Source organism: Phenylobacterium sp. T106 (assembly GCF_057219735.1).
The window spans coordinates 522,461-543,004 of sequence record NZ_JBXVWA010000001.1 but is presented as its reverse complement, the minus strand read 5'-3'; the positions used below and the strand labels follow the sequence as shown (position 1 = coordinate 543,004).

The following is a 20,544-nucleotide window of genomic DNA, read 5'->3' as shown; positions in this document are numbered from 1 at the left end:
CCTAGCAGGCTCCCAGCTGCGCCCAGGCGGCCAGCGCCGCCAGCTTCTGCTCCTTGCGCCAGGGCTTACCCGCGTCGGCGCCCAGCGCCTTGAGAGTCGCCTCGATCTCGTCCGCGCCGAGGGTAAGCCGATCGCGCGCCGCCTCGGGCAGGGACTTCTCGTCGATCTCGGCGCAGGTCAGGCCGCAATGCCGGCACGCCGCGCGCATCGCCTCGCGCACGGCCAGTCCTTCGGCCACCGCGGGGTGCTCGGGCGCGCCGAGGCTGTACGCCAGGAGGTCGGTGATCCAGCCCGCGCGGTTGACCAGCAGCGCCGCCGACGCGGGCGCCTCGCCCCGGCGCCGCAGCCGCTCCACCAGCCCGCTCAGCGCCGCCGCGGCCAGGGCGTCCTGACGGCGGCGGCCTTCCTCGACCGCTGCGGCGGCCTCGGCCGTCGCGCCCTGCCGGGCCCGCTCGTAGGCGACGGCGTAGGGCTCCAGGGCGAGGCGGTCGCCCGGCTCCGCGGTCGCCAGGAAGGCCGACAGCACGACGCGCGGCCCCGCCGTCACGGCGACGGCCACGCAGCCGCCCCGGCCCGCCCGCAGGCCGATGACGGCGGGAGAGGGCGTCGCGGCGCTCATCGCGCCACGGGCGCGAGGCCCGGCCCCAGGTCGGCGAAGCCCAGCGCCCGCGCCAGGTCCTCGGCCAGTTCACGCCGCTCGGGCACGCGGTGGATCTGCCAGTACCGCGACCACATCAGGAAGCGGCTGTAGTCGTCCTGCGGCGGCGGGTCGGCCGACGCCATGGCCTTCGCCTGGGCGTCGAAGAACCCGTGGAAGTCCGGCGTGCGCCCGTCGACGTCCGTGAAACCGTACTCGCGCGCCACGTCGGCGGCGAAGAGGGTGAGGCCCGCCTTGCGCCCGACGTGTGGGTCCGCCGCCAGGGCCGCGACCGCGCGTCCCACCAGCGCCGGCGACTCCGACTCCGCGAAGTAGGGGTCCTTGGCGACGGCGTCGGGCCAGGTCGTCTCGGTCACCCCGAAGTGCTCGAGCACCGCCTCCGAGCGCAGGAAGCCCGGCGAGACGGCGAGGGCGGTCACGCCGGTGCGCAGCAGCTCGGCGGCCATGCCGTAGGCCGCCCGTCCCAGCGCCGCCTTGACGAGATCGTACAGGAGGTGCCCGCGGTATCCCGGCAGATGGCCGTCGATCACCTCGACGATCAGGCCACGCTTCGCCGCCACCATCATCGGGGCCAGGTGGCGGTTGGTGATCAGGTGGCTGACCAGCGTCTGGTCCAGATAGGCGCGCACGCCCGAGAGGTCCGCCTCCCAGAAGCGCTTGCCCCAGTCGATCATCGGGTCAGCGCCCCAGACGCTGTTCACCAGCACGTCGAGGCGGCCCGCCTCGTCGCCGATGCGCGCGGCGAGCGCGGCCACCTCGTCCTCATGGGTGTGGTCGACGCGGACGCCGACCGCCTGGCCGCCGGCCCCCTCGATCAGCGCGACCGTCTGGTCGAGCGTCTCGGGCCGGTCCATGCCGGGCGGATGGCCTGCCGCGCTGCGCCCGGTGCAGTAGACGCGCGCGCCCGCTTCGGCGAGCGCCCGGGCGATCCCGCGGCCCGCCCCGCGGGTGGCGCCGGCCACAAGCGCAACCTGCCCCTCGAGAGGCCTCTCCATGCGACCGCTCCCGTTTATAAATGAATGCACATTTATAAACCGGCCAGCCGCTTAAACAAGGTGTTTAGCCGCTAGATGAGGTGGAAGCGCCCCAGCGTCGCCACCGTCCGATCCGGCGCCAGGCCGTGCGCCGTGACCCCGGCGCGAAAGCCGCCGCCCTCGGCCGTGACCTCGATCTCGTTCCAGCGCGCGGCCTGGTCGTGCGGGCGGCCGAGGGGCGTGGACGCCGAGGGCACGCCCAGCGCGGGGATCGGGCCGGCGGGACCCGGAAGGCTGCTCAGCACCGCCTCGTGCGCATGGCCGTGCAGGACAAGTTCGCACCCTGCGTCCGCGACCGCGGCCCTCAGCGCATCGGCGTCCGTCAGCGACTTGCGGCCGGACACGACGCCGCGGGACACCGGATGGTGCACCAGGACCACGCGGAAGCGCCCGCGTGCCTGGTCCAGCAGAGCCCGTGCGGCCTCGACCTGCTCGCGTCCGAGCGTCCCGGTGGCCAGGTGCAGCGGCGTGGGGCGCGCGGACGAGAGGTTGACCATCGCGACCGGGCCGCGCACCCGCAGGTACGGAAACCCGTCCGCATCCCCGTCGCCCAGCCAGGGGCGCCAGGGCGCGAAGGCCTCGGGCGCGCCGTGGGCCGCGAGGGCGTCGTGGTTGCCGGGGCTCACGGTGACGTCGGCGGGGTCGCCCAGGGTCTCCAGCCACGCGCGGGCCGCGGCGAACTCCTCGGGCGTGGCGAAGTTGATCAGGTCGCCCGTGACGGCGAGGTGGTCGACGCCGCGGCCCCGGATGTGACCGGTCAGCGCGTCCAGAACGCGCTTGTCGTGCCGCCGGTGCTTGCGCCGCCACGCGTGGCGCGACAGCGCGCGCTTCGACGCCATGTCCCGCCACCGGAACGGCAGGTCGGGCGGCGGCAGATGCGGATCCGAGATGTGGGCGAGGCGAAAGGCGGTCAAACGAGGGCGCGGCTTTCCTAAGGGAACGACGCTCGGTATCAGGTTCCACCGATTTGCGTCAGAGGCTTGGTTTGCAGACGAACGTGGAGGGGGCCCCGGCGGGCCGGATCCTGGGCGACAGCGACGTCCGGATCTGGGGCATGACCGGGCGCGAACGGCTCCGGCGCATCTACCGCCGGGCCGGCGTCGCCGATTCGGCCCCGCCCGGCGGGACCGTGGTCCTCACGCGCGGGACCTGGGTCTACGACGAGAGCGTCATCAAGACCCTCGTGGCCCGCCCCGGCGCGGTGCTGGTCGCCGCCGACGGCGAGGCGGTCGCCGCCCACGTGCCCGCGGCGCGTGCGGACGAGGCTGCGGCGGCCCTGGAGGCCGGGCGCGATCCCGGGGGGCTGACCCGGCTGTCGCTGGAGGAGCTCAGCTACAACCAGGAACTCCGGAAGCGGGAGGAGCCGATCCTCCTGAAACTCAGCCGCGAGAACGTCCGCGCCGTCGAGGCCCGAACCTTCAAGGGCTCGTACAAGGGCGTCACCGACCTCGTCACCAAGCATGTCTGGCCCGTGCCGGCGCGCATCGTGACCCGCTGGTGCGCCATGGCAGGCTTCACGCCCAACATGGTGACGTTCCTAGGCTTTCTGCTCGTGCTCGGGGCCCAGTACTACTTCTGGAACGGCCAGTTCGGCCTGGGGCTGATCTGCGCCTGGATCATGACGTTCCTCGACACCGTGGACGGCAAGCTCGCCCGGGTCACCATGACCTCGTCGAAGATCGGCAACGTCTTCGACCACGGCATCGACCTGATCCACCCGCCGTTCTGGTGGTGGGCCTGGTACGTCGGCGCCTTCCATCTCGCCAGCCCGCCCCCGGCCGGCTGGTACGTCGAGTGGATGTCTGTGAGCCCGCTGCCGCTGCCCGAACTCGCGCTGGCGGTCATCCTGGTCGGCTACGTCGTGCAGCGCGTGGAGGAGGGGATCTTCATGCGGGCGTTCGGCATGCACGTGCATGCGTGGCGCCCCTTCGACAGCTTCTTCCGTCAGATCACCGCCCGCCGGAACCCGAACCTCCTGATCCTGACGCCGGCCTGGGCGCTGGGCCGGCCGGACGTCGGCTTCTACCTGGTCGCGATCTGGACCGCGCTCAGCCTCGTGGTCCACACCGTCCAGCTGGTCCAGGCCTTCGCCACGCCGCGCGAACGCGTCGTCTCGTGGCTGTCGCGGTGATCCGCGCGGGCGTCATCTGGAACCAGAAGAGCCACCGCAACCAGCGCGCCGGGGGCAGGCTCCCGCTGCCGGACGATGTCCTGGACGTCGCGCCCGAGCACGAAGGCGAGCTGTACGCCGCGCTGCGCCGCTTCGCCGCGGAGGGCGTGGAGCTGGTCGCCATCGATGGCGGCGACGGGACGATCCGCGAGGTGCTCACGCGCCTGCCCGAGGCCTACGGCGGCCGCACGCCGCGGGTCGCTATCGTGCCCAACGGCAAGACCAATGCGCTCGCCCTCGACCTCGGCGTGCCGCTGGGCTCCACGCTGGAGGATCTCCTTGCCGCCGTCCGGGCGGGCAAGCCGCCCAAGCGCCGGCATTGCCTGGAGGTGGTGCGCCCGGGCCTCGCCACGCCGGAGCGCCGGGGCTTCCTGTTCGGATTCGGCGCCTTCGTGCGCGGGACCGAGCTCGCGCAGACAAACCACCGCCGCGGCTTCTTCGACAGCGCCGCCATCGCGGTCACCATCGTGGGCGCGGCGGGCCGCACCTTCGTCGGCGGCCCCGAGGACCCCTGGCGTCGCGGCGAGCCGGCCCGCCTGGGGGACGAGCCCGAGCGCGCCTGGTTCCTCGTCCTGGCCTCGACCCTGAAGCGCTTCCCGCTGGGGCTGAAGCCCTTCGGACCGCCGCACGAGGGGCTCAAGGTCCTCTCGGTGGAGGCGCCGCCCCGCCGCCTCGCCGCCGCGGTCCCCGCCATCCTGGCCGGCCGCGATCCGCCCTGGCTGGCCGGCGCCGGCTACCGCCGCCGGGACATCGCCGAGATCGACCTCTCGTTCGCGGGTCATTTCGTCCTCGACGGCGAGATCTTCGAGGGCGGCGCGCTCACCCTCCGGCAGGGCCCGGAGCTGGAGTTCGTGATCCCATGAGGGATGCGCTCGAGGCCAGGCTGGAGGCCGAACTGGCCGCCCCGGCGCCCGACGCCGTCGTTCGCCTGGCCGCGGCCCTCGCCGATCCGGCGGTGGACGCCGCCGTGCTCTACTACGGCTCCACCCTGCGGACGGGCGACCTCTCGGGCGTGCTGGACTTCTACCGCCTGACCCGGCGCCCCCACCGCCGGGGCCTGCGCGGCGCCGTGGAGGCCGTCCTGTGGCCCGAGGTCAGCTACCACGAGATCGCGGTCGCGGCCGGCGCTCCGCCGCTGAAGGCCAAGGTCGCCACGCTGCCGCTCGCCACGTTCCGGCGGGCCGCCGAGGGGCGGACCCTGGACACCACCGTCTGGGCCCGCTTCGTGCAGCCCTGCCAGCGCGTCTGGGCGGCCGACGAGGCGTCGGCCGCCGCCGTCCGCGCCGCCGTCGCCTCGGCCGTCGCCACCGCCAGCCGCTTCGCCGCCGCCCTGGGACCGGAGCGCGGGCCCGCCGCCGCCTTCTGGTCGGCCCTGTTCCGCCGGACGTACGCCGCCGAGTTCCGCGTGGAGTCCGCCGACCGCGCCGACACCGTGCTGGCCCACGACGGCGACCGCTACGACGCACTCCTTCCGCTCGCCTGGACGGCCGCGGGCGTCCGTCACACCGAGGAGGGGGGGATGCTGGTTCCCGATCGCCGGGGTCTCCCGGGCTGGACGCTGCCCAGCCTGGCCGGCAAGCCCCTCAACGTGGTGCGGATCCTGAAGGCGGCCTTCACGTTCGACGGGGCGGCCCGCTACGCCGCATACAAGATCGCCCGCCATACCGGCATCGAGATCGAGCTCACGCCCTGGCGCGAGCGTCATCCCTTCCTGGCCGCCCCCGGGGCCTGGCTGGAGCTGCGGCGACGCCGGCGCCTTGCCCGCCGCTAGACCGTCCAGCGACGGCCCCTGGAATCCGGGGTGGCGGCCGCATACCTGTTGAGAACGGCGCAATCTGAGGCCAATGTGGCGCTTGCATGACAACCGTGCTCGACGACTCCCTGGTGAACCAGTTGCGGCGGCAGCCGCTTTTCGCAGGTCTCCCCGCCGCGGCGCTCCAGGCCGTCGCCGCGACCGCCGTCCGCAGGACGCTCGAACCCAACCACATCCTGTTCCTCGAGGGCGATTACGAGACGTCTCTGTTCGTCGTCGTCAGCGGACAGGTGAAGCTCTGTGTGCACGCGTTGGACGGCCGCGAGGTGGTCCTCGGCATTTCGGGGCCGGGCCATCTGTTCGGCGAGATCGCCCTTCTTGACGAGGGCCCGCGCACGGCGACCGCGGTCACCGTGCGGCCCACCCAGATGCTGCAGATCGAGCGCGAGGCCCTGATGCCGGTCCTGCAGGCCCATCCGGCGGCCATGCTGCAGGTCGTGACCCTCCTGTGCAGCCGCCTGCGGGCTTCGAACCAGATGCTCGAGGAGATCGTCTTCCACGACGCCCGCACGCGCCTGGCGCGCGCGCTCCGCCGCCTGTGCGACGAGCACGGCCACATCGAGGCGGCCGGCCTTCGTCTCCCGATCCTCCCGGCCGACGGCACGATCGAGGCGCACGCGGGGCTGCAACGCGACACGGTCGCGCGCCTGATGCGGGCCTGGGAGAGCGACCGCATCCTGCGCATTGAGGACGCCGGCGTCCTGATCCTGGACCTGGACCGTCTCGACCAGGCGGCCGGCCGGGCGCCTCGCCAGGGCGCACCCGCCGCCACGCCGCACCCCGAGGCCTACGCCGACACGCGTCCTCGGCGCTGAAGCCCTCCGGACGCCGTACGAGCGCCCGCCTGCGAGGCCGGGGTTAGGGGGCCACGCTGCAGCGGACGCGCCGAAGGCCATCGTCTCCCGGCGAGACACGCTGAACCAGCTCCCCGCCGCCGGGCATGAGCTGGAAGCGGTAGGTCTCGGTCCAGGTTTCGCCTTCGCCCGTCATGGAAGCCGTCACGGTGAGGGTGTCGCCCTCGACCCTCGCCGAGTCCACGCGTCCCTCGCTCTCGTAGAACTTGAGCCCGCCGGCGCCGATCACCAGCCGTCCGTCGCCGCCCCCCTGGCTGCAGTCGGCGGGCCGCAGGTCCCACGCGCCCAGGAACGCCGCGGGTATGCCGTTTCGTGGCGGCTCGGGCTGAGCCGGCCTGGCCGACGCCGCCGGCGGAGGAGGGGAGGACGAGGCCGCGCGCGGTTCGGCGCCGTCGCCGCACGCCGCAAGCGCGGTCAGCGCGAGCAGCAGCGCGCCGAGGCGCAGGGCCGGCGTTCGTCTCCTGGCCGCGGCAGCTTCAGGTCGCGTCGTCGTCATCCTCGACCGGCGCGAGGAAGGCCGCGAAAACGAAGCCGTCGAGCTGACCGTCATCTTCGAGGTCGACAAGCGCCCAGTCTCCACCAGGGCCTCCGAACGACCGCACGACGAGCTCGGTTCCGAACTTGAGCGTCTTGGCCTCGGGGAACGTCTGGGCGGGTCCGCCGCGCAGCTTCAGCCCCCCACGGGCGATCACGACGTTGCGTCCCGCCTTCGCCTTGGCGGGGGCGGCGGGGGCCGGCTGGCCCCACCCCTTGGCGGCCGCGGTCTTCAGCCAGGTGGGCGCGTTCACGCTCTTGCCGCCTGCGCCCCACACCAGTTTCGACCCGAAGCCCACGTGGATGGTCTTCGTGCCCATGTAGTCGACGCCCGCGCCGATGCCGGTGGCGCCCAGGCTCGCGGCCTTGGTGACGAAGGCTTCGAAACGGCTGCGCTGCTTGTCGAAATCCAGCACCTCGCCGTCGTCCAGCAGCTGGATGTCCGCCGCCTGGCCGCCGTCGTGCCGGGTCGAGCCGGTCCGGCGCGCATTCGGCGTCCCGATCGGATCCTGACCGCCCGAGGTCACCGACACCTTGTCGATCCCCACCGCCTCGGCGGCGTCGGTCAGAAGCTTCTCGAGCTTGGGCGTGAGCTTCTTGTCCCGGATCTTGCCCGCGTTGTTGTAGACCAGCGTCGCCATCCATCGCCCTCCATGCCAGAGGTGCGAACGCTACGCCCGCCGATCGCAACGGGCAATTGCAAGGCGATCAAGTCGAAGTTGTGGCTTCGGGGGTCAGGCCGAGGCGCGCCGCGCCCGCTGGAGCAGCCCGAACTCAACGCCCAGATCCTCGAAGATCGCCAGCACCTGGTCGATCTGCTCGGGCGTGTGCGCCGCGCTGACGCTGGAACGCAGCAGCGACTTGTTCTCGGGCGTCGCCGGCGGGATCGCGAGGTTCAGGTAGACGCCCCGCTGCAGCAGCGCGTTCCACATCATCACGGCGGTCGCCTGGTCGGGCATCACCACGGCGGTGATGGGGCTCGCATGGGGCCCCACGGCGTAGCCCATGTCGCGCAGGCCGTCGTAGAGCCGGTCCGCGTTGGCCGACAGGCGCGTGCGCAGGCTGGAGTCCTCCTCGAGCCGCTTCAGGGCGGCGAGCGTGGAGGCGATCACCGCCGGCGGCAGCGAGGCGGTGAACATGTAGGGCCGGCTGACGATGCGCAGCAGGTCGAAATTGTCCTCGTCCGAGACCAGGAAGCCGCCGACGGCGCCCAGGCTCTTGGAGAAGGTGCCGACGATGAAGTCGACGTCGGCCTCGACGCCGGCCGCCTCGGCCAGGCCGCGGCCCTTCTCGCCCAGCACGCCCATGGAGTGGGCCTCGTCCACCAGGAGGTAGGCGCCGGCCTCCTTCTTGACGGCGACCATCTCCTTCAGCGGCGCCACGTCGCCGATCATGGAGTAGATGCCCTCGACCACGATCAGGCTGCCCTTGGCGGCGTCGCCCATGCGGCGCAGGCGCTTGGCCAGGTCCTCGGGGTCGTTGTGGCGGAAGCGGATGACCTCGGCGCCCGAGAGCTTGGCCGCGTCATAGATCGAGGCGTGGCTGTCGGCGTCCAGGATCAGGTGGTCGCCGCGGCCCACGAGGCCGGAGATGCCGCCCAGGTTGGCCTGGTAGCCGGTGGTGAACACCATGGCGTGCTTGCGGCCGTAGAACTTGGCGAGCGCCGTCTCCAGCGCCGTGTGGCCGGCGAAGGTGCCGTTGGCGAACCGCGAGCCCGTGGTGCCGGTGCCCCACTGCTTCACCGCCTCGGCCGACGCCTCGATGCAGGCGGGGTCGAACGTCAGGCCCAGGTAGTTGTTCGTCCCGAGCAGGATGACCTTCCGGCCGTCGAGCAGGCCTTCGGTCGGCGAGAGCACGGCGTCGAATCGAACGGCCGAGGGATCGGCGCCGGCCGCGCGGATGCCGTCGAGGGGGGCGCGGTAGCCCAGGTGCTTGTCGAGGAGCCCCATCGTTAAGCCTTCACCCGCAGCTTGTTGATCAGATCGGAGAGATCGCCAACCGTCTGCACCGTCGCCAGACGATCAAGGGGAATCGAGAGGTCGAAACGATCCTCAAGCTCCATGACGATGTTCATCAGCGCAAGCGAATCTACAGCGAGGTCGCGGGCGATGTCCGTGTCATGGGTGACCTGAACGCTACGGCCCAGGACCGTCTCGGCGGCTCGCGCCACCTCGCGGACGGTCAGATCCGTCGTCAGTTCCGCCATTCGGAGGCCCCCCACGGCCTGTTCGATCAGTTCACGCCAGTCGCGCACATAGCCTTGTCCGACCGCGATTTCCACAACCCGTGCGCCGACCGGTCACAAAACCGCAGCTAATGTTTCATCCATGCCGCACTGCGGTACCAGGCCACGGTGTCGGCGAACCCGGCCTCCAGATCGTACCGCGCCGCCGAAAGTCCTTTCGTACGCTCGTCCTCGGCGACCGCCCAGTTCGGATGCAGCAGCTCGCGCGCCTTGGCGGAGGTGAGCATCGGCGAGGCGCCCAGCAGCGCTGTGAAATCATTTGTGATTCCGATCGCGCGCACGATCGTCCACGGAACGGGCGCGAGCCGCGGCGTACGGCCGCAGGCCCTCGCCGCCGCCGTCATCAGCTCGGACCAGCCGTAGCCCGCGGGTCGATCGTCGCAGAGCGCCGTCAGCAGGCCGGCGGGCTGCGCTGCAGCAAGGTCGGCCACCTGGCGCGCGGCGTCCTCGACGTGGATCATCGACACGCGCGCCCGCTCCGACAGCACCGGCAGCACCGGCGAGACCGCCGCACCCTGGAACACCGGCAGCAGTTCGCGGTCCCCGGGGCCGTAGATGGCGCAAGGCCGCGCCACCGTCAGCCGGGGGCCCAGAACCACCCGCATCGCCTCCTCGCCGGCCCGCTTGCTGGCGGCGTAGTGCGACAGCTGCGGCTCGCGCGCCGTCAGGCTCGAGACCAGGATCACGTGGGGAACTTCGCGCGCCGCGAGCGCCACGCGGTGCGCCCCCTGGGCGTTGATTGCGTCGAAGGCGGCCCGGTTCGGCGCCTTCACCAGCCCCGCGGCATGGATCAGCACGTTCGCCCCCGCCGCCAGCCGCGCCAGGGCGGCCTCGTCCGTCAGGCTGCCGGGCACGACCTCGGGCTCGCAGTCGCGCCAGAGGGGGTCGATGGGGTCGCGCCGCGCCAGGATCCGCACGCGCCAGCCGTCGGCCGCCAGCACCCGGACGAGCTGGCGCCCGAGGAACCCGGTGGCTCCGGTCACCGCGGCGAGGCCCCTCATGCCGCGCCCCGGGGGCCGTCCTCTGCGCGCAGCGCGTCAGGGGCCCGCCGTCCGCCGCTGGCGGAGCCGGGACGACAGCTCGAGGGCGTCCTCAGGCCGGCACCTCCTGCTTGAAGGCCCCCGCCAGGAACAGCGCCCGCGCCTTCGAACGCGACAGCTTGCCGGACGAGGTCTGGGGCAGGGCGTTGTGGCCGACCAGCTCCACCTGCGCCTCCACGCCGTGACGGGCGCGCAGCAGGGCCGCCACGTCGTCCACCAGCGCGCGCCGCACCTCTGGATCCGAGGTCCGCGCCTGCACGAGCACGACCAGCTGCTCGCCCGCGTCGCGATCGATGGAGAAGGCCGCCACGTCGCCGCTCTTCAGCTTCTCGACCTCGGATTCCGCCGTCCATTCCAGGTCTTGCGGCCAGACATTGCGGCCGTTCAGCAGGATCAGGTCCTTGGCCCGGCCGGTCGGCACGATCTCGCCGTCCACCAGGTAGCCCAGGTCGCCGGTATCCAGCCAGCCGTCGGCGGACAGCACCGCCTCGGTCGCCGCCCTGTCGCCGAAGTACTCGCGCATCAGCGACGGCCCGCGGACGAAGATGCGGCCAACCTGCCGCTCGGGCAGGGCGGTTCCGGCCTCGTCGCGCACCTCCAGTTCGTGACCGGGGAAGATCCCCCCGCAGCGCACGAAGCCCCGCGCCCGGGCGCCGGTCCCCTTCACGACCGCCCCGTCACGCTCCATGCGCGTCACGTCCACGGAATCGAAGACCAGGCCACGGTCGAGCGGCGCCATGGTCAGCGCCAGGGTCGCCTCGGCCATGCCGTAGCTCGCCACGAAGGCCTCCGGGCGGAAGCCGGCGGCGGCGAACCGCTCGGCGAACGCGGTGAGCGGGCCCGGCCGCACCATGTCGCCGCCGCAGCCGGCCACGCGCCACTGGTCCAGCTTGAGGCCCTCGCGCGACCCGTCGCCGCGCTTGGCGCACAGCTCGTAGCCGAACGAAGGGCTGTAGCTGATCGTGCCGCCGTTCTTCGACATCAGGTCCAGCCACAGCAGCGGCCGGCGCACGAACGCGCCCGTCGGCATCAGGTCGATGGACATCTGCCCCGAGAGCGGCATCAGCAGGAAGCCCACCAGTCCCATGTCATGGTAGAGCGGCAGCCACGAGATCGCCCGGTCCGCGGGGGTCACCTTCAGGCCGCTGCTCGTGGCGGCGAAGGCGTTGGCCATCAGCGCCCGGTGCGTGCAGAGCACGCCGGTCGGATTGCGCGTGCTGCCCGACGAGAACTGCACGTAGCAGGGGTCGTCCGGCCGCGGAGGCTCCAGCGCCACGGGGGCGGCTTCCGGCAGCTCGCCCACGCGCCCCACCAGCTTCACGTCCGCCGCCTTGGCCGCCTCGGCCAGCCACGGCTGCAGCGTCTCGGGCCCGAACACGGCGGCCGCCCGGGCCGATCCCAGCATCCGGGCGATCTGTTCCACATAGGCGTCGCGGCCGCCCAGGGGCGCCGGCAGCGGCAGCGGCGCCGGCGTCAGGCGCGCGTACTGGCAGGCGAAGAAGGCGACCACGAACTCGGCGTCCGTCTCGGCGACCAGCCCCACGCGGTCGTGGGTCTTCAGCCCGGCCGCCAGCAGCCGGGCGGCCATGGCCAGCGCTCTCGCGCGCAGCTCGGCGTACGGGATCGCCTCCGCCAGTTCGCCGCGCAGGCCGTACAGGTTCACGCCCGTCGGACCGCCCGCGGCGAAGTCCAGCGCCTCGGTCAGCGTGGCGAAGCCGTCCAGGCGGAACGGGCGGTCCGGCGCCGTTGGGGTGGGGCCAGGAAGCGTGGTGGGCGTCGCAGTCAAAGATCGCCTTTCGGACTCTCCGGGGGATCGGGCGCGCGCGCGTCGGCGGCCCGCCGATTCCCGTTCTCTCTGAGGATGAACCACAGCATGCCCAGGGCAAGGGCGCCGGCCGCGGCAGCCAGCCCGGCGCCCGCGCCTATAAGGCCGAACCGCGAAATGAGGAAGGGCAGGGCGGCCACAAAGGCGATCCCCACCGCCAGGCGCACCCAGACGGCCCGCCCAGGCTTGCCCAGCGAGATCAGCAGCGGTTCCAGGGGCAGGGCGCAGATCCCGATCACCGCCGCAGCCACCTGCCACGTCATGGCGTCGGCGGCCGGCGCGAACTCCTTGCCCAGCACCGCCGACAGGAGCGGCGGCCCGGCCACGGTGGTGACCAGCAGCAGCAGGGCGCCCACGCCGCCGGTCAGAAGGCCCACGTTGCGCGCCAGCCGCCACATGGCGTGCATGCGCTCGTCGGCCCGCAGCCGGGCCAGCTCGGGATAGAGCGCCGGGGTCAGCAGCTTCGCGGGCTTGGCCATGGCGTCGGCCACCTGCCGGCCCACGCGCCAGAAGGCCGCCTGCGTCGGTCCCGCGATCGCGCCCACCATCAGCGTCGCCACGTGGGTGAACAGGACGTCCAGCCCGGCCGCCAGGTTGGTGTTCCAGGCGAAGCGCCAGATGCCCGGCATGCCGGCGGCCAACGGTCCGCGCCACGAGAATCCCTCGGTCAGGCCCCGCCGCTTCAGCTCGGCGTACGCGGAGCCGGCGAGATAGCACCAGCTCCCCAGCGTCGCGACGAAATAGGCCAGCAGGAATCCCGGCAGCCCGCCGCCCAGCACCCAGGCCATGGCGCTCGCCACCAGCCGGATCAGGGCGATCAGCACCGCCTGGCGCGCCATCACGTCGAACCGGTCGAACAGCCGCAGCAGGCCCGTGGGCGTGGCCGAGACCGTGAAGACGGCCGTCAGCATGAAGAGCGCCGCGATCGGAGCCTCGGCCTCCGACCATCCCAGCCGGCCCGCGAACAGGAACGAGCCCACGACGCCCACGCTCACCGCCACGAGGGCGCTCACGATGTCCAGCGTCAGGCTGAAGCGCACCACGCGCTGGAAGTCGGCCTTGCGCCCCTCGGCCAGCGGCCGCGAGCCGTAGTGCAGCACCGTCTGCCAGGACTGGAACTCGACCACGTCGGCGAGGAACGCCACGAAGGCCTGGATCAGGACCAGCACGCCCAGCGTCGGCGCGCCCAGCGCCCGGGCGGCGATCGCCATGGTGGCCAGCCCCAGCAGCGCGTTGATCGTGCGTCCGCCCAGCAGCCGGCCCGCGTTCGCCAGCACGCGCATCAGGATCGGCCGCACGCCGGCGATCTGTTCCGCCTGGGACGCCGTCATCCGGCCAGCCTACTCCGTTACGCGCCGCCCCCGAAACGCGACGCGCCCAGATACCCCCGACCGCCCCGGCGCGCCAAGCGTCGTGGCCGCGCAGGGGAAAGGGCCGCAGGCGCGCTGAGCATCGTCTCGCCCGCGCTTCCGCGCGACCCAGTGGCCGGAAACACCTCGGGCACCTTGTCCCGCGTGACCTCCAACCCACCTAGAACGGCTCAACCGCATCCGGGGTCGCGATGTTCGAGTGGATTGTGGCGGCGGTGGCCGCAGGCGGCCTTGTGGCCGTGGCCTTCCTGATGTTCGCCGAGAACGTGGTTCCCCCCATCCCCTCGGAAGTCATCATGCCCCTGGCAGGCTTCGCGGCGGCGCAGGGCCAACTGAGCTTCGCCGGAGTCGTCTCGGCCGGGACCGTCGGCGCGGTCGCCGGGGCCAGCGCCTGGAAGGTCGTCGGACGACGGGTGCGCCGCGACAGGCTGCGCGGCTGGATCGGACGGAAAGGCCACTTGCTGACCCTCGAGCCCAAGGACTTCGACCGCGCCATGGGGCTTTTCGAACGCCATGGCGCCGTGGCCGTGTTCATCGGACGCCTGATTCCCACCGTGCGGACGTTCATCTCGGTCCCGGCGGGCATCGTCCGCATGCCGTGGCCGAGCTTCCTGTTCTGGACCTCGCTCGGGACCGCGCTGTGGACGCTGGGGCTGGCCTCGGCCGGATACGTGCTCGCCGCCGAGTATGACCGGGTGGAGCGCTGGATGGATCCGGTGACCCAGGTCGTCATCGCCGCCGTCCTGTTCCTCTACGTCTACCGGGTCATCCGCCTGCGTCGGCAGCGGCGCTGAGCCGCACTTGCGCGCCATCCCGCCCGCGGCCCCTTGCCCTGCGCGCCGCGCTCCCGCTTATCATCGCCCCGAAGGCGGCCGCCGCGCCGCCGCGCCCGTATGTGTGAGGGCAGAGTAGGGGCCGGACGACCATGCTGAAGACGCTCGCGCGCACCGTCGCCGCAGGGCTCGCCGCCGCGGCGCTCGCGACGCCGGCCCAGGCCGAGATCCGAGCGCTGATCGTGGCGGTCTCTACCTACACCGACCCCATTCCCTCGCTGGAGGGGCCGCCCAACGACGCCGCCGCGCTGACCCGCCTGCTGCAGGTCCAGGGCGCCACCGACATCGTCTCGATCAAGGACACCGACGCCACCCGGTCGAGCATCCGCGGCGCGCTGGAGGCGCTGGGCAAGCGCTCCAAGCCGGGCGACTGGGTGATCTTCTTCTACGCGGGCCACGGCGCCCAGGCGCGCTCGCGCGACCCCACCGAGGTCGACGGCATGGACGAGTTCATGGCCCTCTCCGGCTTCCGGGTGGCCAAGCCCGATCCCGACCAGTTCGTCCTCGACAACGACCTGCGCGGCTGGCTGATGAACTTCTTCCCGACCAGCGTGAACGTCCTGCAGATCGCCGACGCCTGCCACTCCGGCACGCTGAACCGCGCCGTCGTCGCGCCCACGCCGTTCAAGCGGCGCACGGCGCTGGACAATCCGATGGCGATCTCGCTGCCGCCCGGCCCGCCGGATCCCGCGGCCAAGGCGCCCAGCGCCGGCGATCCGCCGAACCTCGTCTACGTGGGCGCCGCCCAGGACGACCAGTTCGCCCTCGAGGGTCCGCTGCCCCGCGGCGACTCGCCCTCCCGCGGCCTGCTCACCTTCGCTCTGGAGAGCGCGCTGCAGGACCGGCGGCCCAACGGCCACCTGGCCGCCGACCTCGACGACGATGGCCGGCTCTCCCTGGCCGAACTGGCCGCGACGCTGGAGACCCGGACCCGCGAGCTGTCGTCCACCCAGCAGTGGGCCTCGGCGGCCGTGCCGGCGCGTAACGAGCGCAGCGTGATCTTCCAGCCGCTCAAGCCGCCGCCCGCCGATGAGATCCCGATCGAGGTGAAGCCCGCCGACGACCAGGCCGCCGAACTGCTGAGCGGGCGCGGGCCGTGGGCCTCGATCCCGCGGGGCGTGCCCGACCTGACCTGGAACGCCAAGGAGGGCTGGGTCACCGACAGCCGCGGGGACCGGGTCGCCGAGGGCCTGACCAGCGCGGAGCAGCTGACCGGCGTCATCCTCAAGCGCAAGGCGGTGAGCCAGCTCGCGGCCTCGGCGAACGAGCGGGTGGTGAAGGTGGCGGTCGGGCCGCGCCCGGCCGGGCAGCTCTACCGTGCCGGCGAGGCCGTCGATCTGGCCGTGACGCATCGCGGCGAGGCCGCCTGGCTGACCGCGTTCAACCTGGCCGGCGACGGCACGGTGCAGATGCTCTACCCCCTGGAGGGCGACGGCGACGGCCGCGTCGAGGCGGGCCAGTCCCGCGTCGTCCTGGCCCGCACCAAGGCGACGAAGCCCTTCGGCGTGGACAACGTCGTGGCCGTGGCCACGCCCGTGGAGCCGCGACTGCTGCGGGCGGCGCTCAAGCGGATGGACGGCAAGCGCGAGGCCATGGCCGCCGCCGGCGCCGTGCGCGACGAGCTGGATCAGGCGAGAGGCAAGGCCGCCGTGGGCCTGGGCGAACTCTACACCGGCCCCTAACGGGTCGGAGCCGTCCCGATCACGATCCCGGTCCCGGCCTTCGCCGGGACGGTCGGAAGTTTTTGAAATCGCTGGAGTCTGGACCTAGCCGGCCGGCGCCGTCCGACGCCGGCGCAAGGCGCTGCCGGCCGCGCCGAAGCCGAGGATCATGAGCGCCCAGGTCGTCGGCTCGGGCACGCCCCCCGTCACGACCTCGGACACCGAGTAGAAGTCCGGGCGCAGGAAGGCGTAGGCCGAGTTGTTGCCGAAGATGCTGGACTCCTCGATCTGGAGGTAGCCCGAGAACGAGGCCGGTCCGCCCGTGAAGGCGTTGACCACCGGCGATTCGGCCACGGCCTGCGCCAGCACGCCCGCGGCCGCCGTCGCCCCGTCGAGGGTCAGCTGGTTGTTGACGGAGAAGAGCCCCGGGATCTCGAAGAAGGCGCTGACCGTGTGGAAGGCGTAGCCCGGCCCGAAGGCCCCGTAGGGCGAGACGCTGTGGGTCTGGACCTGGTTCGTGAAGCCCGAGCCGAGGTCGAAGGTCGTCCCGCCGATGGTGATCGTGGAGCCGATCAGCAATCCGTCGCCGATCTCCCCGTTCGCCGCCGGCGTGATCGTCGAGAAGGGCGCCTCGGTGTCATAGGTGAAGGTCGCGACGAACGCGAGCCCGTCGAGGGCCGCATCGCTGGTTCCGAAGACGCCGGTGGTATCGTAGCCGCCGTCGACGACCCCCCGGTAGGTGGCCACCCACGTGCTGGCCGCCGCCTGGCCGGCGATGGCGAGGACGCCCGCGGCCACGACCGCGCCGAATGCTGCGAACTTCATTCCCGCCCCCGCTCGTTCGGCGGCCGGAACGGACGCCGAATCCATGGTTAACGGTGCGGCGCCCCATGGCAAGGGCGTACCCCGCAGAGGCGAAGCTTGCGCGCTACGGTGAAGCCTGGGCGATCAGCGCCTCGAGGGCCGCCCGCGCCTGCTTCTGGCAGGCGCCCTGCTGCGCGGCGAGAATCTGGTCCACGGTCTGGAGCTCGGAGGCCGGCGGGCAGATGCCGCCGCGGCGGCCGCCGAACTGCCGGGAGGTCGGGGGCGGGGCGATGAGGGCGGCCAGCGCCTGGACCCGACCGCCGTCGTCGTTCCGCCGGCGGCTCGGCGCCGTCACGCCCGCGGCGGCGCCGCGCAGGGTGACGACCTCGCCTCCGCCGCTCATCAGGGTCAGCGTCTGTCCCGCGGGCAGGGCGACCCGCTGGCCCGCGTCCAGCGTGAGTCCGGGCTTCAGGCTCGCCTCGCTCGAGGCGACGACCACATAGTCGGCCGCCTGCGCCGCGCCGGCCGCGGCCAGGGCTAGGACAAGGGGCAGGATGGCGCGCGACATGAACCGTTCCTCCACGTTCCCGCTGACGCTGCATCCGGCTTCCCGGCGCTGCGGTCAAGGTTGCAGGCGTCCCGCGCGATTGCGGTGCGTCTCAGAGCAGGCGGGCGGCGGCGAGCCGGGCCACGGCCTGCGCCCGGTTCACGGCGCCCAGCTTCTTGCGGGCGTTGTCCACATGGAAGCGGGCGGTGGTTTCGGAAACCCCCAGGATCACCGAGATCTCCCAGTCGGACTTGCCCTCGGCCACCCAGGCCAGGGCGTCCCGCTCGCGCGCCGTCAGCCGCACGTCGTCGTCCTCGGACGGGAGCGGCGAGAACGTCATCAGCTTCTCGGTCAGCATCAGGCCGGCGAGCTGCACCGCCAGGGCGTCCTCGCCCGCGAGATCCGGATCCAGGAAGCCCAGGTGGAGCGAGGCGATGGTGCGGTGGCGGCCGTACGACGTCGCGCAGACCGCGTCGGCGATGCCCGCCTCGCCCATGGCCTCCCAGTAGGTCCCGTACCCCTTGTGCCCGCGCGGCGCGAAGTCCGAGAAGCGGTAGCGCGTCATCCCGCCACGAATCGCCTCGAGCAGCGGATTGTTCTCGAAGCAGACGTAGTCGAAGGCGGGCGTGCCGGCGCGCCACGTCTCGGGCGCGATCCGCGCGACGACGCCGCCGGCCGCGAAATGCGCCTCCGAGGTCAGGGGCGTGATGGGGCGCCGGTAGAGGCGGGTCTGCAGGTAAGAGGCGCCCAGGCCGCGCACCGCGCCGAAGAAGCCGGCGCTGGCCGCCTCCGGCGTCTCAGCCGACAGCGCCGCCTCGGCGATGCTGAGCGCGCGTTTCAACATGGGACCGGTCGTGCCTCCCGGTTCGACTGTCCCGACCCTAGCAAGTTCCGAGCCCGCGGGTAATCACGAGCGTCAACCCCTCGGTTTCGAGAGCTGTCCCACGCGCGAACCTTGCCGCACGTTTGATCATCCGATGCGCGCTGGTGTGCGCACCGGGCGTTGAGCTTCGAGTGGGGTGCGATCATGAGACGAGTGCTTGCAGGCGTGGCGCTCGCCGCCTGCCTTGGCGCGCCGGCGGCCCAGGCCGCTGTGACCTACACCTTCGCCGGTTCGATGACCTTGAGCCTCGTCAATCCCGAGGATCCCGAAGGGCCCTTTCTCGACACGCCGGTGACGATGAGCTTCACGCTGACGCGTCCCGGCTTCATCGCCGACGGCACGTTCACGCCCGACAGCTGCACCGACGACAACGCGTTCTTCGCGTGCGGCGACATGGAGTTCAACACCTTCCCCAACGCCTTCAATGTCGGCGGCGACTTCATGTCCTTCGGCTATTCGTACGACGACGGCGTGGCCAACGCCTTCGGGGGCGGCGGCTTCTACTTCTTCGCCCCGGGCGCGTTCGGCGCGCCGGGCGTCTACACGACCGACGGCTGGCCCGTGAACGGGCCGCCCGTGGGCCAGAACGAGTTCGGCTGCTGCTTCGGCAACGCCGGCTTCGCGACCCTGACCGTCTCCGGCTCGCCCGACGTGGGCGGCATCCCCGAGCCGGGGGCATGGGCGCTCATGATCCTGGGTTTCGGCGGGGCCGGCGCGATGCTTCGCCGGCGCCGTCACACGGTCACCTGCGCGGCGGCCTGACACGGCGGCCGCTTGGGGGACGGCGGCGGGCTGATCCGTGTCAACGGCCCGCCGCCGTCAGCTTCCCGAAGCTTTCTGGAAACGCGCCTTGCCATCGGCGCGATTTTGCGTATTTTCCGCGCCCTCGCCGCCGGGCCCCTTCGGGACCGTCCGGAGCCGGGACGGGTGTATAGCTCAGTTGGTAGAGCAGCTGACTCTTAATCAGCGGGTCCAAGGTTCGAATCCTTGTACACCCACCACCTGCGTCGGGCCTGGGCCGCGCAGGGTCGGCGCCCGCAGGCGCTTCTGGTGATCACGTGAAGCAGATCGTCGATTTCGACTACCTCGAAGGCTTCGCCGCCGGGGACACTCAGGTCGTGACCGAAGTCCTGGCGCTGTTTCAGGGCCAGGCCGAGATCTGGCGCGGGAAGCTGGCCTCGCCCGACGCCGGCTGGCAGGACCTCGTCCACACCATCAAGGGCGCCTCGCGGGGAATCGGCGCCCATGCGCTGGGCGATCTCGCCGAACAGGCCGAGGCCGGCGACGCCGGGATGGCCCCCCAGGTCCGCGCCGCGCTCGACGAGGCGGTGGCCGAGATCGAGGGCTATCTCTCCCGCATCGGCGGAGGCTAACCCCTCAACGCAACGCCGCCTGATCCGGTCCGGCGATGCTCCCTTTCCACCCCTCGCTCTACGCCCTGCGGGCTCGGCGAGCGGTCCCCCTTTCCCATGCATGGGAAAGGAAAACCCCTTCCTTTCCCGCTCGCGGGAAAGGGGGACCGCCCGCCGAAGAGCGGGTGGTGGAAAGGGCAAGCGGTGGGCACACGATCAGCCGCGCGAGTTCTGCACTCGAGCCTCGAGGCTTCCTTCAGATGTGGCTCTACGCCGAGCCCGCCAGCACCGCCGCGGTGTAGGTTTCCACCAGCAGGCTGAAGGGCCGTCCATCCGGCGTCTGCAGGAGCGCACGATGCTCCAGGACGTCGTCGGGGATCGAAACCGGATGGTCGAAAGCGCCCGCGTCACACGTCTCCCAGCCCGGGGGCAGGGGGCTGAACAGGCGGCGCGCCGAGAGCGTGCGCCTCTGGAACGCGAGAGGCCGGACCACGACCCCGAACGGGGTGTCCGTCGACTCGAGGCCGGCGTTCATGTCCTCGGTCAGGCGGGCGGGCAGGTACCAGTTGTCGGCGCGCGAGAGCAGCGCCTCGCCGCAGATGAGATGCACACGGCGCCGCCGGATCGGCGCGTCGGCGGCCGCGCCGAGCTGGCGGCGGGCGGCGTTGGCCGCCGCCACGTCCTCGGGGGCCGGGAGCCGTCGCGCCTGCACCTTCGGCGCCCGCGGATCGCGCCGCTCGCACAGCGCCTGCAGCACCGAGGTCGCGCTGTCCTGGCTGAGCAGTTCGGCGTTCAGATGTTCGAGCTGCGCCTGCAGCCGCAAACGCCGCACATAGTTCGCGCCCGGAACCTGCGCCCCTTCGGACGCAGTCGCCGAAACAAGCAACGCCACGAGACCTCCTACTGAACTCAGTCCTGGCG

General features: G+C 72.3%; 22 protein-coding genes and 1 tRNA gene. 9 read left to right on the top strand and 14 right to left on the bottom strand.

The window, feature by feature from the left end; translation table 11 throughout:
• Window position 1 precedes the first annotated feature (1 nt).
• From AC2D8W_RS02640 to AC2D8W_RS02630, 3 genes are all read right to left on the bottom strand, one after another.
• Window positions 2-619, bottom strand: a complete 618-nt coding sequence (locus AC2D8W_RS02640) for a hypothetical protein (protein ID WP_484670204.1) — start codon at window positions 617-619, stop codon at window positions 2-4.
• A complete protein-coding gene (locus AC2D8W_RS02635) occupies window positions 616-1,653 on the bottom strand; it encodes an SDR family NAD(P)-dependent oxidoreductase (protein WP_484670203.1) in 1,038 nt (345 codons plus the stop codon). The genes AC2D8W_RS02640 and AC2D8W_RS02635 overlap by 4 nt, the downstream gene beginning before the upstream one ends.
• 71 nt (window positions 1,654-1,724) lie before the next feature.
• On the bottom strand, window positions 1,725-2,606 hold the full coding sequence (locus AC2D8W_RS02630) for a metallophosphoesterase family protein (protein WP_484670202.1): 882 nt from the start codon (window positions 2,604-2,606) through the stop codon (window positions 1,725-1,727).
• 71 nt (window positions 2,607-2,677) lie between these two features.
• Between AC2D8W_RS02630 and AC2D8W_RS02625 the strand changes: the two genes are divergently transcribed.
• The 4 genes from AC2D8W_RS02625 to AC2D8W_RS02610 all read left to right on the top strand — a co-directional run bounded on the left by AC2D8W_RS02625 (window position 2,678) and on the right by AC2D8W_RS02610 (window position 6,490).
• Window positions 2,678-3,823 carry a CDP-alcohol phosphatidyltransferase family protein gene (locus AC2D8W_RS02625; protein WP_484670201.1) on the top strand — a complete coding sequence of 382 codons (1,146 nt, stop codon included), beginning with the start codon at window positions 2,678-2,680 and terminating at the stop codon, window positions 3,821-3,823.
• On the top strand, window positions 3,808-4,725 hold the full coding sequence (locus tag AC2D8W_RS02620) for a diacylglycerol/lipid kinase family protein (RefSeq protein ID WP_484670200.1): 918 nt from the start codon (window positions 3,808-3,810) through the stop codon (window positions 4,723-4,725). Before AC2D8W_RS02625 ends, AC2D8W_RS02620 begins: the two co-directional genes overlap by 16 nt.
• Window positions 4,722-5,633 (top strand): hypothetical protein, encoded by a 912-nt coding sequence (locus tag AC2D8W_RS02615; protein ID WP_484670199.1) that lies wholly within the window; start codon window positions 4,722-4,724, stop codon window positions 5,631-5,633. Before AC2D8W_RS02620 ends, AC2D8W_RS02615 begins: the two co-directional genes overlap by 4 nt.
• An 86-nt stretch (window positions 5,634-5,719) precedes the next feature.
• A complete protein-coding gene (locus tag AC2D8W_RS02610; protein WP_484670198.1) occupies window positions 5,720-6,490 on the top strand; it encodes a Crp/Fnr family transcriptional regulator in 771 nt (256 codons plus the stop codon).
• 43 nt (window positions 6,491-6,533) lie between these two features.
• Here the strand turns inward: AC2D8W_RS02610 and AC2D8W_RS02605 are convergent, their stop codons facing one another.
• The 7 genes from AC2D8W_RS02605 to AC2D8W_RS02575 form a co-directional block, all read right to left on the bottom strand.
• Window positions 6,534-7,025, bottom strand: a complete 492-nt coding sequence (locus tag AC2D8W_RS02605; RefSeq protein ID WP_484670197.1) for a hypothetical protein — start codon at window positions 7,023-7,025, stop codon at window positions 6,534-6,536.
• Window positions 7,006-7,704 carry a hypothetical protein gene (locus tag AC2D8W_RS02600; protein ID WP_484670196.1) on the bottom strand — a complete coding sequence of 233 codons (699 nt, stop codon included), beginning with the start codon at window positions 7,702-7,704 and terminating at the stop codon, window positions 7,006-7,008. Before AC2D8W_RS02600 ends, AC2D8W_RS02605 begins: the two co-directional genes overlap by 20 nt.
• Window positions 7,705-7,797: 93 nt before the next feature.
• A complete protein-coding gene (spt, locus tag AC2D8W_RS02595) occupies window positions 7,798-9,012 on the bottom strand; it encodes a serine palmitoyltransferase (RefSeq protein ID WP_484670195.1) in 1,215 nt (404 codons plus the stop codon).
• A 2-nt stretch (window positions 9,013-9,014) separates the two neighbouring features.
• Window positions 9,015-9,269, bottom strand: coding sequence for an acyl carrier protein (locus AC2D8W_RS02590; protein ID WP_293482249.1), 255 nt, complete (start codon window positions 9,267-9,269; stop codon window positions 9,015-9,017).
• Window positions 9,270-9,376: 107 nt separating this feature from the next.
• Window positions 9,377-10,309: an NAD-dependent epimerase/dehydratase family protein gene (locus AC2D8W_RS02585; RefSeq protein WP_484670194.1), complete on the bottom strand. Its 933-nt coding sequence runs from the start codon at window positions 10,307-10,309 to the stop codon at window positions 9,377-9,379.
• Between the two features lie 91 nt (window positions 10,310-10,400).
• The gene (locus tag AC2D8W_RS02580; RefSeq protein WP_484670193.1) at window positions 10,401-12,134 is read right to left on the bottom strand and encodes a fatty acyl-AMP ligase; all 1,734 of its coding nucleotides are present in this window, start codon (window positions 12,132-12,134) and stop codon (window positions 10,401-10,403) included.
• The gene (locus tag AC2D8W_RS02575; RefSeq protein ID WP_484670192.1) at window positions 12,131-13,504 is read right to left on the bottom strand and encodes a lipopolysaccharide biosynthesis protein; all 1,374 of its coding nucleotides are present in this window, start codon (window positions 13,502-13,504) and stop codon (window positions 12,131-12,133) included. Before AC2D8W_RS02575 ends, AC2D8W_RS02580 begins: the two co-directional genes overlap by 4 nt.
• A 230-nt stretch (window positions 13,505-13,734) precedes the next feature.
• Between AC2D8W_RS02575 and AC2D8W_RS02570 the strand changes: the two genes are divergently transcribed.
• Both AC2D8W_RS02570 and AC2D8W_RS02565 read left to right on the top strand, forming a co-directional pair.
• Window positions 13,735-14,337, top strand: coding sequence for a DedA family protein (locus tag AC2D8W_RS02570; RefSeq protein WP_484670191.1), 603 nt, complete (start codon window positions 13,735-13,737; stop codon window positions 14,335-14,337).
• A gap of 131 nt (window positions 14,338-14,468) precedes the next feature.
• Window positions 14,469-16,058, top strand: a complete 1,590-nt coding sequence (locus AC2D8W_RS02565; RefSeq protein WP_484670190.1) for a caspase family protein — start codon at window positions 14,469-14,471, stop codon at window positions 16,056-16,058.
• Between the two features lie 84 nt (window positions 16,059-16,142).
• Here the strand turns inward: AC2D8W_RS02565 and AC2D8W_RS02560 are convergent, their stop codons facing one another.
• The 3 genes from AC2D8W_RS02560 to AC2D8W_RS02550 all read right to left on the bottom strand — a co-directional run bounded on the left by AC2D8W_RS02560 (window position 16,143) and on the right by AC2D8W_RS02550 (window position 18,232).
• Entirely contained in the window at window positions 16,143-16,862 is a 720-nt protein-coding gene (locus AC2D8W_RS02560) for a PEPxxWA-CTERM sorting domain-containing protein (RefSeq protein WP_484670189.1), read from the bottom strand.
• Between the two features lie 103 nt (window positions 16,863-16,965).
• Window positions 16,966-17,409 (bottom strand): hypothetical protein, encoded by a 444-nt coding sequence (locus AC2D8W_RS02555; protein WP_484670188.1) that lies wholly within the window; start codon window positions 17,407-17,409, stop codon window positions 16,966-16,968.
• 91 nt (window positions 17,410-17,500) lie between these two features.
• Complete coding sequence (locus AC2D8W_RS02550) at window positions 17,501-18,232, bottom strand: helix-turn-helix domain-containing protein (RefSeq protein WP_484670187.1); 732 nt, start codon at window positions 18,230-18,232, stop codon at window positions 17,501-17,503.
• Between the two features lie 183 nt (window positions 18,233-18,415).
• Between AC2D8W_RS02550 and AC2D8W_RS02545 the strand changes: the two genes are divergently transcribed.
• The 3 genes from AC2D8W_RS02545 (at window position 18,416) to AC2D8W_RS02535 (ending at window position 19,644) form a co-directional block, all read left to right on the top strand.
• Entirely contained in the window at window positions 18,416-19,033 is a 618-nt protein-coding gene (locus AC2D8W_RS02545; RefSeq protein ID WP_484670186.1) for a PEPxxWA-CTERM sorting domain-containing protein, read from the top strand.
• A gap of 163 nt (window positions 19,034-19,196) precedes the next feature.
• A tRNA-Lys gene (locus AC2D8W_RS02540) sits at window positions 19,197-19,272 on the top strand.
• Window positions 19,273-19,329: 57 nt separating this feature from the next.
• On the top strand, window positions 19,330-19,644 hold the full coding sequence (locus AC2D8W_RS02535) for an Hpt domain-containing protein (RefSeq protein WP_484670185.1): 315 nt from the start codon (window positions 19,330-19,332) through the stop codon (window positions 19,642-19,644).
• 247 nt (window positions 19,645-19,891) lie between these two features.
• Here AC2D8W_RS02535 and AC2D8W_RS02530 read toward each other — a convergent pair whose 3' ends face one another.
• Window positions 19,892-20,515 carry a hypothetical protein gene (locus AC2D8W_RS02530; protein ID WP_484670184.1) on the bottom strand — a complete coding sequence of 208 codons (624 nt, stop codon included), beginning with the start codon at window positions 20,513-20,515 and terminating at the stop codon, window positions 19,892-19,894.
• Between the last annotated feature and the right edge of the window lie 29 nt (window positions 20,516-20,544).